Here is a 13,507-nt window from a genome sequence, read left to right as displayed (position 1 = left end):
GTCGAGGGCCACCCCCAGCGCCGTCTCGACGACCTGCTGCCATGGGCCTACCCAGCCATGCCAGCCCTCAAAGCCGTGGCCTGAAAACAGCGCTTACGGTCCAGCGTCATGGCGGAGAGGTCCTTGGTGGACCGCCCGTTGCCGAAGTAGGCGTTGTAGTTGCCCCCGCTCTCCGGCCCCGCCACGAAGTCTAGGATGCGGGCGGCCTTGGGATCGTCCTTCAGGCTGGCCGAGGCGTACCCACCCTGCGGCTTGGCCTTGCCGGCGATGGCCCGCTCGAAGGCCTCCCCGATGAGGCGCACAGCGTCGGGGGTCGGCGGCGGGTCGATGGCCTCCTGGAACGCCCGGGCGATCCGATCTCCCTCCTGGGCGCTGGCGGTCTCGATGGGTGTGCCGTCCGGGGCCTTCATGCTGGACTGCTTGCCCGGTGTGGCGGGCGGCTGAGCCGGTCTCGGATCGGTGTTGGAGATAATCACCCCCGCGTCGAGAGCCCGCTGGTGAAGTATTTGCGACATGTGTCGCTCTGTTAGCCCCTGCTTCTCCGCCATTTTCTTCATGGCCGCCTTCGTCTCGGGTGGCAGCGATCTGTACCAAGTTGCTGCCCCCTCGGGACTGCTCGTCATATTGCGTGGTGCAGGCTCCGCAGGTTTTGGTGGCGGCGTATCTTCCTCTACACCGGGCAACCCACTGGGCATCTGTATCGAGGGGTCGGCGAAGACTGGCCCAGGGCGACGTGCCGGAGTCTGGCCCCCCAGACCAGACAGCGGCGCGGTGGGACCGGCCTTGGGCGGAGCGCTGGCACCGAACGTGTTGGGCGAACCTAGGCCCTGCCGGTCGTAGTAGGTCGTAGACATCGGCCCCTCCGGCTGCGAGAGGCGGTCGAGGAACTTGGCACCGATCTCCTGGGCAGCCTTCTCCCTCGCAAAGCTGGTGGCGCCTGGGTTTTCCATCAGCCATTCCATGAGGGCCTGCTTGTAGTCGGACGTGGACTGGAGACCCTCGCGCGACATAGAGCCGTCATCGAACAGAATCTTGGAGGCGTCCTTCTCGGTGGCCGTCTGCTTCTTCAGGGTGTCGATGATGGTCTTCGCCGTACCCACGCGGAGCATCTCGTCCAGCTTCGGCCCTTCCGCCTTCATGCCCTCTGCCAGCTTATAGGCCCGCGTGAGGTCCTCTGGGTTCTTAAAGACCCGCTCCCGGATGCCGCGCTGGACGCGCTGAAGCCCCCCGCCGTTGATGATGTCGGTGGTGATGGCCAGCATGTCTTCCGGGTCCGAGGTCTGCGTGCCCTTCCCGACGGTGTCGCGCCACCGGATGGCATTGACCCTGAAGTCCGGGTCCACCTTCTCGCCGGCCGCCAGGAGGTCCTCCGGAATTGGATCGTTGGGCGACTCGGTGATGGCTTGGATGGTGCGCCGGGTGACGTCATCCTTGGTGGCGGCCTTCTCCTCCCGGTTCCGCTTCTCGTCGTCCGCGATGGACTTCCGGCCCATGGACTCCAGAGTGTCGATGGTCTTCTGGCGCTGGTCCCGGCCGTAGGGGGTGTTGGTCCACGTATAGTCCTGCCCGGGCACCTTACGGTCCAAAAAGTCCAGGAGCTTCGGGTCCCGCTTGGTGATGGCGGCGGTGGTGACCGTGTCGATGAGCTTCTGGTCCACCTGCTCCCGGTTGGCCCCGACCTTGAGCCCCTCGGCGCGGATGGCCTCCAGCTTACCGAAGACCCCCGCGTAGTCGGTGCCCTGCTTGGAGGCGAGCCCGGCAGTGTTGGCATCGTCAATCGCCTGCTCTCCCCGTGCCGAGAGGGCGGTGGTGAAGCCGGACTGGGTGGCCTTCGAGGCATCCCCGATGTGGCGCTGAAGATAGTTATGGCTGATCAGTTGGACCTTCGGGAGGAGGCCTCGGAGCACATCAGGATCATCGGTGGTGATGTTGTCCTTGATGAACCCACCCACGAACGCATCGTAGGCCTTCGGGTCCGTCGAGGATTTTCCCTCCCAGGTGTCGTAGGCGGCGGAGAACTTCTGCTCCAACTGCCCACCGGCCACCTCACCTTCGAGGCGCTTATAGGCTCGCATGTAGGCGGGGCTGGCCTGGGCGGGGATGATGCCCTTGGCGACGGCTTCGGCTGCTCCGGTGCCGTTGGACTGCCAGAAGGCTGCCTCGCCGCGTATCTTATCGTCCTCCTCGGCCTGGGCGTCTCGCTTGCCCACCATGCCTGCGAGCTGTCCTCCGAGCCCTGAGAGGGAGCGGGCGAGGTCCTGGAGGTTGGTGTCGCGTGAAGGCTCCTGCGGCCTCACGAAGGTATCGACGGGTGACGCCACGGGGCGCAGTGGCTCCGCTTCCATCGGGCGGTAGGGCTGTCGGGCCATATTCTGGATTGGCTTTCGGTGCGTCGTTCATGTGGAAGCGCCCAGCAGAGCGGGTGTGCTCGATGCCGGGCGCCAGGGTTTTGGTGAAAGGCGGACTGCGCCTGTTAGGTTGTGCTCTGGGGGTAGTAGGCGTCGATGAGGCGGAACGCGTCTCGTAGGGTCGACTCGTACTCTGCTCGGCTGACGGTGAAGCCAGCCCGATGGCGGTTCGCATCCCACCGCCCAAGCGCAGTCTTGATGGCGTCCTCTCGGTCGCGCCGAGGCGTACCTGCGGGTCGTTCGCCCCCGGCGGAGCGTCCCGGGGTCCTCGTGAAGTTCACCGGGTGCTGGCTGTGATGGTCGGGCTGAGGGTTCTGTTTCGCAAGCTGCCCCACCTTCGCATCCGTGACGAGGCGGCCCAGCATGTGCCGGTCATCCCCACCCCAGGGGCGTAGACCCGCCCAGCCCGTCCCATTGTCGTTGACGGACAGACCGCCACCGTAGGCCAGAAGCAGGCTGAGCATCAGGAAGACTTCGGGTGGGCACCGCCGTGGGCCTCGCTCCGGGTTCATGATGAGGAGGTAGATGGCGAGGTGCTGGGTATCGGGGTCTATATCCACCCAAGTCTTCCGAAAGGGCCGCCTTGCGTAGTCGGCAAGGGGCCGAAGGTCTGGCTCAGGCAGGGATGGATCGTGCAGCTTCGCTAGGGCTGCCGTGAGGTACGTCCGGTGGGCCTCCCATCCTTCCGAGCTTATCGGCCGGTAGCCGCCTGCGCGGGGCTGCGATGGGGAGCGCCTCTTGGGTTTCGCGGGCTTGGCAGACGCCATAGGGGCATCCGGCTCGACCGGCTCATTCGGTATCACGTCAAGCTGTTCTCTCTGTCAGAGGGAGAGGGTGAGCAACACGGCGGACTCAGAGCCAGGGGCGGCCCACAAAGGCAGCCCACCGTGTCACCGATGATAGGCTCGTCGTCACGGAGCCGGCGCAGGGTTACTCGCGGCATCGACATGACGGTGATTGGAAGCAAGAGCATCGAGAGCAGTCGAGACCACTCATCATCCAGCTTCCTTAGAGTCCAACGCCTAGACGGCCGGACTGTGCTCGACATGTCAAAGAGCTGACCCCGAGGTGGAGTGGTGGGGAGTGTTCCGCCGCCTATCTCTACTCGGCGCCAATCATTGAAGTGGGCATCAGGTATGGGGCGTCAAGTCGGAGACGATGGGATTTACTGCCTTTGAACCTGCTTCTCAGAGGGGAGGCAGGGAGGGAGACCATAAAGCGGAGGATTAAGACTTGCAATCAGGCCTAAGTGACTGAAGAGAATGGTGAATACTCGATGGCGGGTCTCGCGCGGAACTCCTCCGCAAAAAAAGTTGCCGCCGCCTCCATCGCGTCCTGTGCTCGCCCTGCCTCGGATGCCGCAACCAGGACCGCATCGTGTAGGGGCAGTGCCGTGATCCCTTGCTTGAAAAGGATGGCAAGCGCTTCCACGAGGATGGTGCTCTCAATGGCCGTCATACGGAAACCCAACCCTGTGCCGAACAGGTCCGCGATGGGGCGGTGGAAGTGCAGCACCTCTGCAACCACCTCTCGCGCCTTGGTGCCCGCAGGGAAGACCCTCTGGGCATCTTCAGGCAGGCGCACAGTAGGCTCTGAGGCGTACAGCATCGCGTTGATGAGAACCTTGAAGCCGTCTCGGCAGCTACCATCCCCCCGAACGTCGTAGAGGTCGCCACCCGGGGGCCGTAGGTTCACGTGGGCGTAAGCCGCCCGCAGATTGAATTGGCGGAAATCTACGTTGGCGACTGGCTCTCCGGCCGGGTGCTGCCGCGAGGCAATCCGCAGGCGCCGGAAACGGGTTTCGCGCGGCATGGTCATCCAGAACCCGCCGTAGAGCCGGCCACCCTGGTCCCACCGCCCGTTGCCGAAGATGCGCCGTACTGTGCGTCTGGTCGGATCGTAGGGTTGGCCAGACGGTGTCAGACCAAGTCCGCCATCTGCGGGCAGCAGCCAGAACGGCGCGGCGGTCAGCCACTCATTGATGCACTCGACCTCGTGACGGAGACCTCGTGAGTGGGCATCGTCTCTGTATTCCTCCAGCTCTCCTTGCTCGGCTCCTGGCGCCTTAGGCGCTCGCTTGATGAGGACCTCGTGCTCTCGCTCGCGGCGAAACCCATCCCACGTTACGCTGCTGGGCAGGAACAAGCTGTTGAACGCCGAGGTGGGCTGGATCGTAGAGGGTGCTGAGGCTCCGCCACGGTAATTGAAGCCCTGCGTGACGGTCTCCACCAGCCCGAGCGCCGGGTCTTCCATGAGGCCGAGCGCATCGCGGAAGGTCTGCCCGTAGAGCGGGTTCGCGTAGCGGCTGCGGTCCCACATCGCGTTGTTGGCGCGGGGGACAGCCAAGGGCCGGCCCAAAGGATCAAGAGCGAGGCCCGCAACGTTGCAGGCAATCGCCTCCAGCGCCTCATGGAAGCGCTCACGCTTGGACGCTCCCCGGGCTCGTATCCGAGGATGCCTTTCAAGCTCGAAGGCTTCGACCGCGCCTATCATCTCCCGGACAGTAGCAGTCAGCCCCGGAGAGGATGCCCGGCGTTGGGGGTCGAAGCGGACAAAGGAGGCTGGGAGGCTTGCCGTCATACAGGGCACTTCATCCGGCGCCCACGAATGCCCATCAAATGTGCTGACCGAATAGCTGCCACCATATCACTCGCGCGAGCGGCCATCCTCATGCACTCCGGGCGTCCCGCTCGCGCTGCCACCTCGGACGCCACCCGGGGAGCTGGCTGGGGTGCGGCCCATGCTTCTCTCGCTTGAGCTGGCGGACAGCCTCCAAGTCCCGGCCGGTTACGGTGCCGCAGATAGCCTCCAACTCCTCACCCATCAGCCGGAGGACCCGCCCGGATGACTTCGGGTAGACATGCAGGGCCGCGGGTACCGTGTCACCGTTCGGCAGAGGAGCATCCCAACGCCAGTGCGTCCCGCTGCTGAGCCGGTGGGCTGCCTTAGCAGTCTGCACGATGCGGAACTCTCGGACCTGATGGCTGTCCCGGTCGTCCGCGATCAACGCCGCGGTGGCGAGGTGCAAGGCCAGCAGACGCTCCGGCTTCACGTCGGCATCCCGGAGCCTCGCGAAGGCCATGCGAGCCCGGTAGGAGGCTGAGCGACGCTTGATGTTCGTCGAGGACTCCGTTGGGCCGGCGCCCCAGAGGAGCCCCCCGAGGCAGAGGAGGGTGTGGGCGATGAACGGCTCCTCCCGCCTATCCGCGATCCACCGGGTGGCGGTCGCGAGGTAGGGCTTGAGGTCAGTGGCGCGGACGGTCTCGGCCCACGGACTACCGAACCGGGCGGCCCGCTGGACGTGGTAGGTGCACATGGTGGCGGACAGCCCGAGCTTCGCGGCCCGCCGGGTCGGCCTGCCGCAACCGGGGATAGTGCACTTGGCAAAGTGGTCTTCCGCGTCGGACGTGATGCGGGCCACGAGGTCGGCCTTGCGTTGGCGGAGAGCCGCGTATGTCTGAGAACCCATCTGCGCACCTAGTCGCCAAGGCCGCGTAAGCGTGAGCTGCGGGCCGTTCGATCAATGAAGGGACTGGCTCGGCCCGGCTTAAAGCGCTCTAACCTTGCGAGTGGTGAGCGGCGGGGTCGATAGACGCACAGAAGATATGCTGCCGGGCGTCGAGTTTCGCAATAGGTGCCGCTAAGGAAAGCTGCGCAGCGGGCTCATCTAGGGCCACTGCCAGCGCCCGCAGGATCGTCTCCGCCACCGTACACGTGATGTCGCCCATATCGTACAGCAGCTTGCCGAACGCACTGCCCTGGGCCGCCACGTAGGGCTGGAAGTGCCGCAAGACCGCCAGGGCATCCGCTCGGCCGCTGCAAGGCGTAGCTACGATGGCCTCCAACGCATCCTGCTCGGCTCGGTCCAGCGCCACCAGCTCCTCACAGTCACAATCGAATGGCGGGGAGGCCTCGATGGCAATCAGGAGGCGGTGGTGCTCCGCTATGACTGCCTGCATCGGCGTGACCATCACCGGTCGCACCTCGGTCCCCGCCATCGCTGCCCGCCGTCGTGAGCTATCCGACGCAGCCTTGGCCATGCCCTCGCGCATGTCATCGAGGCTGGCGTGGGCGTACTTGGCGGTGGTGGTCGGGGAGGAGTGAGCAAGCATCTGCTGCACGAGGCGGAGGTTGCCGGTGGCCCTGAGAGTCCGCGTGGCGGCGGTGTGGCGGAGGTCGTGCAAGCGTAACCCCTTCAGGCCGGCGCCCTTAGCGGCCCGCCCGAACTGCGTCCCAAGACCCTCATAGGTCACGGGGTAGCGCTGGCCCCGCAAATAGGAGGCCTTGGACTTCGGGCAGCGGCGGCTCCTCTGAGCCACGAACGTGAAGACGGCCTCGGGGTGATGGCCCTGAAGCGGCGCCAGGAGTTCGTATAGCTCGTCGGTGATGGGCAGGACGTGTGGCTTATCTCCCTTCCCCACTACGCTGATGGTGCCGTTCGCGAAGTCCACCTGATGCCACGTGAGGTTCGCGACCTCTCGCCGCCGCAGGCCCGTGAGCTGAGCGAAGACCCGGGACGCCCGGTAGTCCTCCCGCTCGACGGCTTCGAGCTTGGCTTCCTCATCGTGCCGCAACTCGCGCACCCGGGCCGTGGGCTCCTTGAGCATGTGGGCCCGCCAGTGCGGCTCGTGCGGTAGCGTCACCTTCCAGACCAGCTTCGCACGGGTTAGAATGCGGCGGAGGAGCTGGGTGACGGTTCGGTTGACCTGGGCAGGCGAGACCAAGCCGCGCTTCGGATCGCCCTTCACGAACTCCTGGCGCCGCTTCGCTACCAGACCCGCCACCACCTCGTCCGAAATATCCGCGATGAGTCGGCGAGGCCCGACCATGAGCACCAGCCGCTTCATCTCTGGGCCGAGCTTCTCTGGGCTGGCCGTGTGCTGCGCGGTCTCGGTCCAATAGCGGTCGGCCGCGGCGTCCATGGTCATGCCCCGGAGCCCGACGCGGCGGCCTGCCTTCAAGCTGTCCTCGACCTCTGCGATGAGGCGGCGCTCTACCGCTTCCGCTGCCCTTTGCCCTGCCTCTCTAGTCGAGCCAGAAAACCGCTGCCCGCTCCGCTGGAAGTCGTACTTGTAGAGGGTCGCCCCCTTAGGCTTGTAGACTGACATTCGGTGACGCTCCGGTCTTCAAGGAACCGCATGAGGTGTTCGAGGGTGAACCTCCAGCGCGTCCGCTCTCTGCCGAACCCGACTGCGAGGTATGAGATGTGCCCCGCCCGGATGTGCTTGCGCAGCGCCCAGTCCTGGATGGGAAGCAGCCGGCAGAGTTCATCGGCGGAGATGGTGGCCTGGACGGAGAAGACCGCAGCGAGGGGCGCCGGGCAGGTGACCGCAAAGCCCGGCACCGGCACGCCCGCAAGGCTGACCACGGTCGGGCCGAGCGGCGGCTCCTCGGGTTGATCCATTGGTCTAAGCGCCCCGTGCCAGCTCGATGCCCGTCTTCAGGTAGTGCGCCACGGTCCAGGCATTGGTCGCGTGCACCCCGAAGACCCCGCTCCGGCCATCAGCCACCTCTACCCCCGCCTCCCGGGCCTCACGGCAGGCCCATGCGATGGCATCGTGCTCGGCAGAGGTGAGCGGTGAGGTGGGCGAAAGCTCGGGCATCAGGCCCTCCAGGTGCCCGGCCTGGAGCACCACCGGCAGGCGAGACCCCATGCCGAACCCTACGTCCAGGAACCGGACCCACTCGATGGCAGCCGCAAGGGCAGACCACGGGTCGGCTATCTCCGGGGCGGCCCACTCGGTGGCCCCCAAGGGATCGGAGGCGATGCGGCGCCAGAGCGGCTCCTGCCCCAGGACCCACGCCATGCGGTGCTCGTGTGAGCCTGAAGTCTGGCCGAAGCAAGCCGCGAGGTGGACCATCAGCCAGCCGTCCGCGCCATTGTCGGAGGTGACGGGCTGAGGAGTGGCGAACTCGACCATCCCGCCGATAGGGTCGGCTCCAGGCCGGTGCTGGACGAAGGGCAGACGGGCGGCTCGGTGCAGGGCTGGGGGTGCGATGTCGAGCTGAGAGGCGGCCAGGGCGACCCGGTGCACCTCGGCGTTGATCCTCTGCCAGGGCCGGAGGTGGGCGAAGGTGAAGAGGTTAGGGCATGACGGCTCGCTGGGCGGAGCTTGATGCTCGTCCATTGGTCGGCTCCAGGGATCGGGGTACGAAGTCGGTGAAGGCTTAGCCGCTAACGGCTCCTTAACGAGCCTATGGGTAAACCGATAACGGATTGCACGTCAACAACCGATAACGGTTTGGGGTATGGGATGCCGAACGGACCAGCCGAGACCAAAACGCTGAGGCGCGGAGGGCGCCCTCAGATGGGAGTGAAGCCCACGCTGGTGCGCCTACCTGACGGAGTGCCCGAACGAATTGATGCAGTGGCGGGCAAGCACCGACGCGCCGAGTTCATCCGCGAGGCTACCGTGGCCGAGTTGGAGCGCCGCGAAGCAGCCCACGCTTCCAAACCTGAGCCCTAAAAATTCGTGAGAGAGAGACGCCGTGGCGGTGCTAAAGGGTTCGGGCTATCTGTCTTAAGGCCGTCTGTGAGGACCTCGTGAGCGATCAAAAAGGCGACGATAAACAAGTCAGCTTCTACTCAAAGCACGAGAAGAAGATACCCATAGTGCTATCCTTCTTAAGCTTGGTCGTAGCTTGCCTGTCGTTTTCGGTAGCCTACTCGAATTACAGTCTTTCGAAGGAAGGCCTCAGCTTTACGTACGCTGTAAGACCGGCCGATGTCACAGAGGTTACGGATCAAGGGCTTCGTGTCAGCAGGCCGTTCATCGTGTCAAACACATCAAATGTGTCAATCACTCTGACAAATTTCTGGTGCAGCAATCTGCAGGTCACAACTCAGCCCCGGTCTTTCACCCATAGGCCTTGCAAGATAACCTCTGGGTTATCTGAGACACCGTTTCTACTGAAGGCCGGGGAGTCGCAGCTATTCAATGCAGAGATAGAGATTGTGGCGGCGCCGGAGGCACAAAAAATTCTTCGTACCTATGTGAGGAAAGAGGGTTCTACTGGCCGGGAATTTTGGGACGCATTGTGGGCGCTATCGAAGGCGAAAATAGATCTGTATGGCAAGCCTATAGAGGACGCTGATGGTAATAGCGTCGGCATTGGTCTGACTGCTGGTGATGATCCAAGCGTCTTTGACTTATGGAAAGGCACATATCAGGGCTACATGTTTTATGCGGAAACTGGGCGAAAGAACCGAGTAGCATCGCCGCACTTCGGTATCTATACACACGGGGGAGGCTTTTAGTTGCTGCTTCAAGCCACCCACGCCCATCCTGTGTCACCGCCGCCCACCTTGGATTACCCGCAGACCCATCAAGCCCGGCGGCAAGTCCGGCGGCGTGGGCGCTCGCTCCAGGTCAGGGAAGTGGGCATGGCAGCGAGGCACGTACTGGTTCCCCCGCCTCCGCCCAGGGTGCTCCCTATGCGGGCAGTCCAGCGCAATGAGCTTCAAGATATCCTCCAGCGGCGTCTCAGGGCCGAACCGTGCGGCCAGCCGTGCCAGCCGATAGCTCCCCGTCCGGTGCGGGCACATGGTGCAGGCCACGCGGACCACGACATACGGGTAGGCCGCGAGATTCGGGACGGCATCAGGCTTCCTCGGCGGCATCGTCCAGACCACCACGCACGTAGCCCCGCGAGATGAGCCGGCTGTGTGCCCGGGCTCGCCTGTCGGCGACCATGAGGTCCGCCAGGGCATCCGTGATGGCGATGCGGAGTGCCTGTCCCTCGTTGCCCGCTGTGGTCACGAGGTAGGCCTGGGCGATGGCCTCAATGGGACAGGAGGAGATAGGTGGCCGGGTGTCTTGTCTCGGTGCCACGCGATGGTACCCCTTCGATCCGCAGTGAGAACGGAAGGGGAACGAGCCACAGGCCGATGGGTTCGGTCAAGGGAGGGAGGAATGTTTCGCGGCGGATGCTTGCCTGAGTGGCCCCGCGGTACCGGGCAGCAGCCCTTAGCGGTTCGCTTACCAAGCCTGCGGAAGACAGACTGCAATGGCAGCTTGCCGCTGCACCGCAACAAACTCGAAAGGTATCGATCCTATCCACCGCTCCTTAACGATGAGGGGCAAGGGCGATGGGCGCGAAAGTGCTCTTGGTACTGACGGTGGTGGTCTACCTGACGACAGGGTCCGCCCCGAGGATGCGCGAGGTCCGCAACCCGGATGCCGAAGTGAGCGGCGGGCGGATGACCACCTCCTTGAAGCGGAACACGCTATAGGCGCTCTCCCGGTGGCATTGGGTGGCGCCGGGCTTCTCAGGCAGCCTTCGGCTTCTCGCTCAGCGCCCGATGCACAGACCCCTTGCCGATCCCGAGCTGGGTGGCGATGGCGCTCATGCTCAGGCCCGATGCCGCCAGGGCCTTGATCTCCTCCGTCTTGGCCCGTGCGGTTGGCTTACGGCCCTTGTAGGCGCCCTCCGCCTTGGCCTTGGCGATGCCCTCTCTCTGCCGCTCCAGCATCATCTCCCGCTCAAACTGTGCCACTCCTCCAAGGACGTTGAGCATCAGCTTGCCGGTGGGCGTCGCGGTATCCACGCCGAGGTTCACGATACGCAGCGCCACGCCCTTGGCCTCCAGGGCAGCGATGATGTTGCCGAGGTGGGTGACGGAGCGGGCGAGGCGATCCAGCTTCGTGACCACGAGCGTGTCACCCGCGCGGGCAAACTCCAGGGCAGCATCGAGCACCTTCCTGGGCGCTACCGACGAAACTTGCTCCTGGAAGACCTTCTCGCAACCGAGGGCGGTGAGGTCGCGGAGCTGGGCCTTCAAGCCTGCCTCCTGCTCAAGCGTTGAGGTGCGTGCGTAGCCTATCAGCATGGTGGGTCTCCGGCCCCTGTCGTTCCATAAGGGTCTAAGACAATAGGCTGAAGTCCGTTCCAAATTGCAAGAGGTTTCTTTTGGGACAGCTTTGACGGGCTGCTGGAACGTTCCACACGAGCTTGCCCTATTGGAACACCACGCCGCTGGGCGCTTGAGCGGGACTTCTCATCAGCCGGTGCGTTGCGAGTCGGTGCTCAGTGGGACGCGGTGATGAGGCCTTTCGATGTGTAACGCTCCGGCAGGAGCTGGAGGCCGAGTGAAGCGGCGTTCGCTCGCTACGGTCCTCATCGCCGCGCATCTCGCCATCGGGGCGCTGCCTTCGCCCACAGGTGCCACGGAGCAGTCCGCAGAGGATCGCAAGATTGCCGATGCGGGACGCGAGGGGCGAGAACTCTTACGCGAGCTTCAGCGCGACCAAGCGGCGAACCACGATGCTGCGCCGGGAGACGCGCTCAAGCCTTCCGCCGCGATCAAACGGCAGGCAGCCAAGTTGCGGAGCGATATTGGACGTGACGCGGACAGGCAGAGGGGCCGCAGCCCAGCGGACGGCAGGGGTGGCGTGAACCTGTCCAAGGGCATCTGCGTAGGCTGCCTCAAGTAGGGCCGCGGAGACCAAGAAGCCCCGGCAGACCCCCGCCTTCACGTTCCGCCTGAGGCCCACCCGGGGCACCCATACGGGGGGAAATCCCGCCGCTGCGTGTCACGTATGGGGTGAGAAGTGCGTGACCCCTTGGATAGTTGGGAAGGCAAGCCCATCTCACGCCGCTTAAAAGGGCCAGTATCGGCCCTTCCGAAAGCAAGGGAGCGAAGCGATGTCGCAGAAGGAAGATGAGGTGGCTAGGGCTGCCAGCGTGGCTTCTGCCATGGGTGGCCTCAGGGAGATGGCCGCAGTTCACAAAGCGCAAATCGAAGCCAAGGCGCGTGAGATATATGCGAACGAACGCAAAGGGAAGGTGATCCCTTTTGAGGATCAAACCGAGGAGCAGAAGGATAGGTGGCTTAAGCGGGGAGAGGCGGAGCTAGATAAGGCCTGGGCGAAGTTATTTAGCGACGATTGATTGACCCCCCAGGCAGGATGGTCATACAAACTGCCGCGCAGTGGCGCCTCTAGCGGTTTGATAAACAAGCAGAATTTCGGCTCATCGGTTCAACCTGCCGGGGACGCCACCATCTTTGCTCGGGCGTGCGACGTGTCGCGGCGCCGAGCGCTTCTCCTGGCGGGCTGGCGGGGCTGCGTCCCGCGTGGGACGGATCAGGGCCGCCCGCATACGCCGTGAGATCCGCATGCGCCGTGAAGTATGTGTTCGCAGATCGGCGACCACCGGGTAGGCGAATTACCCAATGACACCCGCCTGATCGGCGCGCATCTCGTGATGGTCGATGCGGCCGGCGACGTGAGCCTGACGTTTCCCTTCGCCGAGGACTTGATACCGCCCGGCAAGGGGGGGGCGAGACCCGTCAGTGAAGCGTGGGCGCGAATCTGAACATCGCATCCATAGCGCGGGCGAGCCGACGTCAGGGCTTGCGGGTGTCAGGGCTTGCGGGTCCGCGACGCGTCCTCGATGGCGGCCTGATGATACCAGCTGTCGAAGGCAACCGCCTGCGGCAGGCGTTGCGCCTTCGCCTCCGTCTTGCCGATCAGGCCCGAGGCGTCGGTCGCCAGATCGCGCCGGCTGCGGAACGGCAGAATCTGGGCCGTCTGCTGATGATGTCCACTCGTCATAGGTCGCAGAGTCCTTCGTGTGTCGGGACCTTGTGCGCGGGTCCTTGCCTGCACTGCCATTGCGGTGCCGTATGGCGAGAGTATAGGCACGGAAGAGCAGATTTGCATCCTGCAAACCTTGAGAAATCAGGAAGTTGCGAGAAATATAGGCGTGCCACATATTCTTTCAGGATCGGTCAAGACTCCTGACCGATCTGGTCGACGACGGGGGCATGAGTGTTTCTTAACCGTGTTCGCCCGGATTTCCGCCCGGGGCGAATCGAGGTGCGCTGGCGCAGCGTCTCTGTCCGAACGCCGAAGCTAGACCGCCCATCCCTGAACGGATGGGACCGCGGTGATGAGCTCCAAGATCATTCTGGCACTGACGCTGATCGTCTTCCTGACGACCGGCCGGGCGCCGGGCATGCGGGAGCTGCGCAATCCGGACGCGGAATCCGGCGCGGCCCGCCTCGTGCACGCCCTCAAGCGGGACGGCGTCTGATTGTCCACATGATCGGCGGTCCGGAGGCGGGCCGCGCAGGGATGCCGGTTTGACGCCCGGGA

General features: G+C 64.5%; 13 protein-coding genes. 4 read left to right on the top strand and 9 right to left on the bottom strand.

Annotation, left to right across the window (positions count from 1 at the left end; translation table 11 throughout):
- Positions 1-47: 47 nt before the first annotated feature.
- The 6 genes from ASF60_RS12170 to ASF60_RS12140 form a co-directional block, all read right to left on the bottom strand.
- On the bottom strand, positions 48-2,321 hold the full coding sequence (locus ASF60_RS12170) for a hypothetical protein (protein ID WP_156634056.1): 2,274 nt from the start codon (positions 2,319-2,321) through the stop codon (positions 48-50).
- Positions 2,322-2,473: 152 nt separating this feature from the next.
- On the bottom strand, positions 2,474-2,968 hold the full coding sequence (locus tag ASF60_RS12165; RefSeq protein ID WP_056184795.1) for a hypothetical protein: 495 nt from the start codon (positions 2,966-2,968) through the stop codon (positions 2,474-2,476).
- 685 nt (positions 2,969-3,653) lie between these two features.
- The gene (locus ASF60_RS12160; protein WP_056184792.1) at positions 3,654-4,988 is read right to left on the bottom strand and encodes a hypothetical protein; all 1,335 of its coding nucleotides are present in this window, start codon (positions 4,986-4,988) and stop codon (positions 3,654-3,656) included.
- 88 nt (positions 4,989-5,076) lie between these two features.
- The gene (locus ASF60_RS12155; protein WP_156634055.1) at positions 5,077-5,829 is read right to left on the bottom strand and encodes a hypothetical protein; all 753 of its coding nucleotides are present in this window, start codon (positions 5,827-5,829) and stop codon (positions 5,077-5,079) included.
- A 136-nt stretch (positions 5,830-5,965) separates the two neighbouring features.
- Positions 5,966-7,516 (bottom strand): tyrosine-type recombinase/integrase, encoded by a 1,551-nt coding sequence (locus ASF60_RS12150; protein ID WP_200940956.1) that lies wholly within the window; start codon positions 7,514-7,516, stop codon positions 5,966-5,968.
- A 300-nt stretch (positions 7,517-7,816) separates the two neighbouring features.
- Positions 7,817-8,536 (bottom strand): DNA-directed RNA polymerase, encoded by a 720-nt coding sequence (locus ASF60_RS12140; RefSeq protein WP_056184786.1) that lies wholly within the window; start codon positions 8,534-8,536, stop codon positions 7,817-7,819.
- Positions 8,537-8,952: 416 nt separating this feature from the next.
- Here ASF60_RS12140 and ASF60_RS24435 point away from each other — a divergent pair, with 416 nt between their 5' ends.
- Positions 8,953-9,666 carry a hypothetical protein gene (locus ASF60_RS24435; protein ID WP_156634053.1) on the top strand — a complete coding sequence of 238 codons (714 nt, stop codon included), beginning with the start codon at positions 8,953-8,955 and terminating at the stop codon, positions 9,664-9,666.
- A 343-nt stretch (positions 9,667-10,009) separates the two neighbouring features.
- Here ASF60_RS24435 and ASF60_RS12135 read toward each other — a convergent pair whose 3' ends face one another.
- Positions 10,010-10,240, bottom strand: coding sequence for a hypothetical protein (locus ASF60_RS12135; RefSeq protein ID WP_056184785.1), 231 nt, complete (start codon positions 10,238-10,240; stop codon positions 10,010-10,012).
- A gap of 437 nt (positions 10,241-10,677) precedes the next feature.
- Positions 10,678-11,238 carry a recombinase family protein gene (locus ASF60_RS12130; protein ID WP_056184783.1) on the bottom strand — a complete coding sequence of 187 codons (561 nt, stop codon included), beginning with the start codon at positions 11,236-11,238 and terminating at the stop codon, positions 10,678-10,680.
- A gap of 815 nt (positions 11,239-12,053) precedes the next feature.
- Between ASF60_RS12130 and ASF60_RS12120 the strand changes: the two genes are divergently transcribed.
- Both ASF60_RS12120 and ASF60_RS12115 read left to right on the top strand, forming a co-directional pair.
- The gene (locus ASF60_RS12120; RefSeq protein WP_056184779.1) at positions 12,054-12,299 is read left to right on the top strand and encodes a hypothetical protein; all 246 of its coding nucleotides are present in this window, start codon (positions 12,054-12,056) and stop codon (positions 12,297-12,299) included.
- A 240-nt stretch (positions 12,300-12,539) separates the two neighbouring features.
- Positions 12,540-12,725 (top strand): hypothetical protein, encoded by a 186-nt coding sequence (locus tag ASF60_RS12115; protein ID WP_056184777.1) that lies wholly within the window; start codon positions 12,540-12,542, stop codon positions 12,723-12,725.
- A 47-nt stretch (positions 12,726-12,772) separates the two neighbouring features.
- Here ASF60_RS12115 and ASF60_RS24945 read toward each other — a convergent pair whose 3' ends face one another.
- Positions 12,773-12,964, bottom strand: a complete 192-nt coding sequence (locus tag ASF60_RS24945) for a DUF2735 domain-containing protein (RefSeq protein WP_056184776.1) — start codon at positions 12,962-12,964, stop codon at positions 12,773-12,775.
- Positions 12,965-13,301: 337 nt separating this feature from the next.
- Between ASF60_RS24945 and ASF60_RS25155 the strand changes: the two genes are divergently transcribed.
- Positions 13,302-13,445: a hypothetical protein gene (locus ASF60_RS25155; protein WP_200935813.1), complete on the top strand. Its 144-nt coding sequence runs from the start codon at positions 13,302-13,304 to the stop codon at positions 13,443-13,445.
- Positions 13,446-13,507 lie beyond the last annotated feature (62 nt).

Source organism: Methylobacterium sp. Leaf113 (genome assembly GCF_001423325.1).
Classification (GTDB): Bacteria; Pseudomonadota; Alphaproteobacteria; order Rhizobiales; family Beijerinckiaceae; genus Methylobacterium.
The sequence above is the reverse complement of the archived record's forward strand: the minus strand, read 5'-3'. Positions and strand labels throughout refer to the sequence as shown.

Coding starts and splice junctions, on each gene's coding strand:
- ASF60_RS12150 (WP_200940956.1), bottom strand. CDS start 7,516: ATGTCAGTCTACAAGCCTAAGGGGGCGACCCTCTACAAGTACGACTTC.
- ASF60_RS24945 (WP_056184776.1), bottom strand. CDS start 12,964: ATGACGAGTGGACATCATCAGCAGACGGCCCAGATTCTGCCGTTCCGC.
- ASF60_RS12115 (WP_056184777.1), top strand. CDS start 12,540: ATGTGTTCGCAGATCGGCGACCACCGGGTAGGCGAATTACCCAATGAC.
- ASF60_RS12160 (WP_056184792.1), bottom strand. CDS start 4,988: ATGACGGCAAGCCTCCCAGCCTCCTTTGTCCGCTTCGACCCCCAACGC.
- ASF60_RS12140 (WP_056184786.1), bottom strand. CDS start 8,536: ATGGACGAGCATCAAGCTCCGCCCAGCGAGCCGTCATGCCCTAACCTC.
- ASF60_RS25155 (WP_200935813.1), top strand. CDS start 13,302: ATGAGCTCCAAGATCATTCTGGCACTGACGCTGATCGTCTTCCTGACG.
- ASF60_RS12120 (WP_056184779.1), top strand. CDS start 12,054: ATGTCGCAGAAGGAAGATGAGGTGGCTAGGGCTGCCAGCGTGGCTTCT.
- ASF60_RS12130 (WP_056184783.1), bottom strand. CDS start 11,238: ATGCTGATAGGCTACGCACGCACCTCAACGCTTGAGCAGGAGGCAGGC.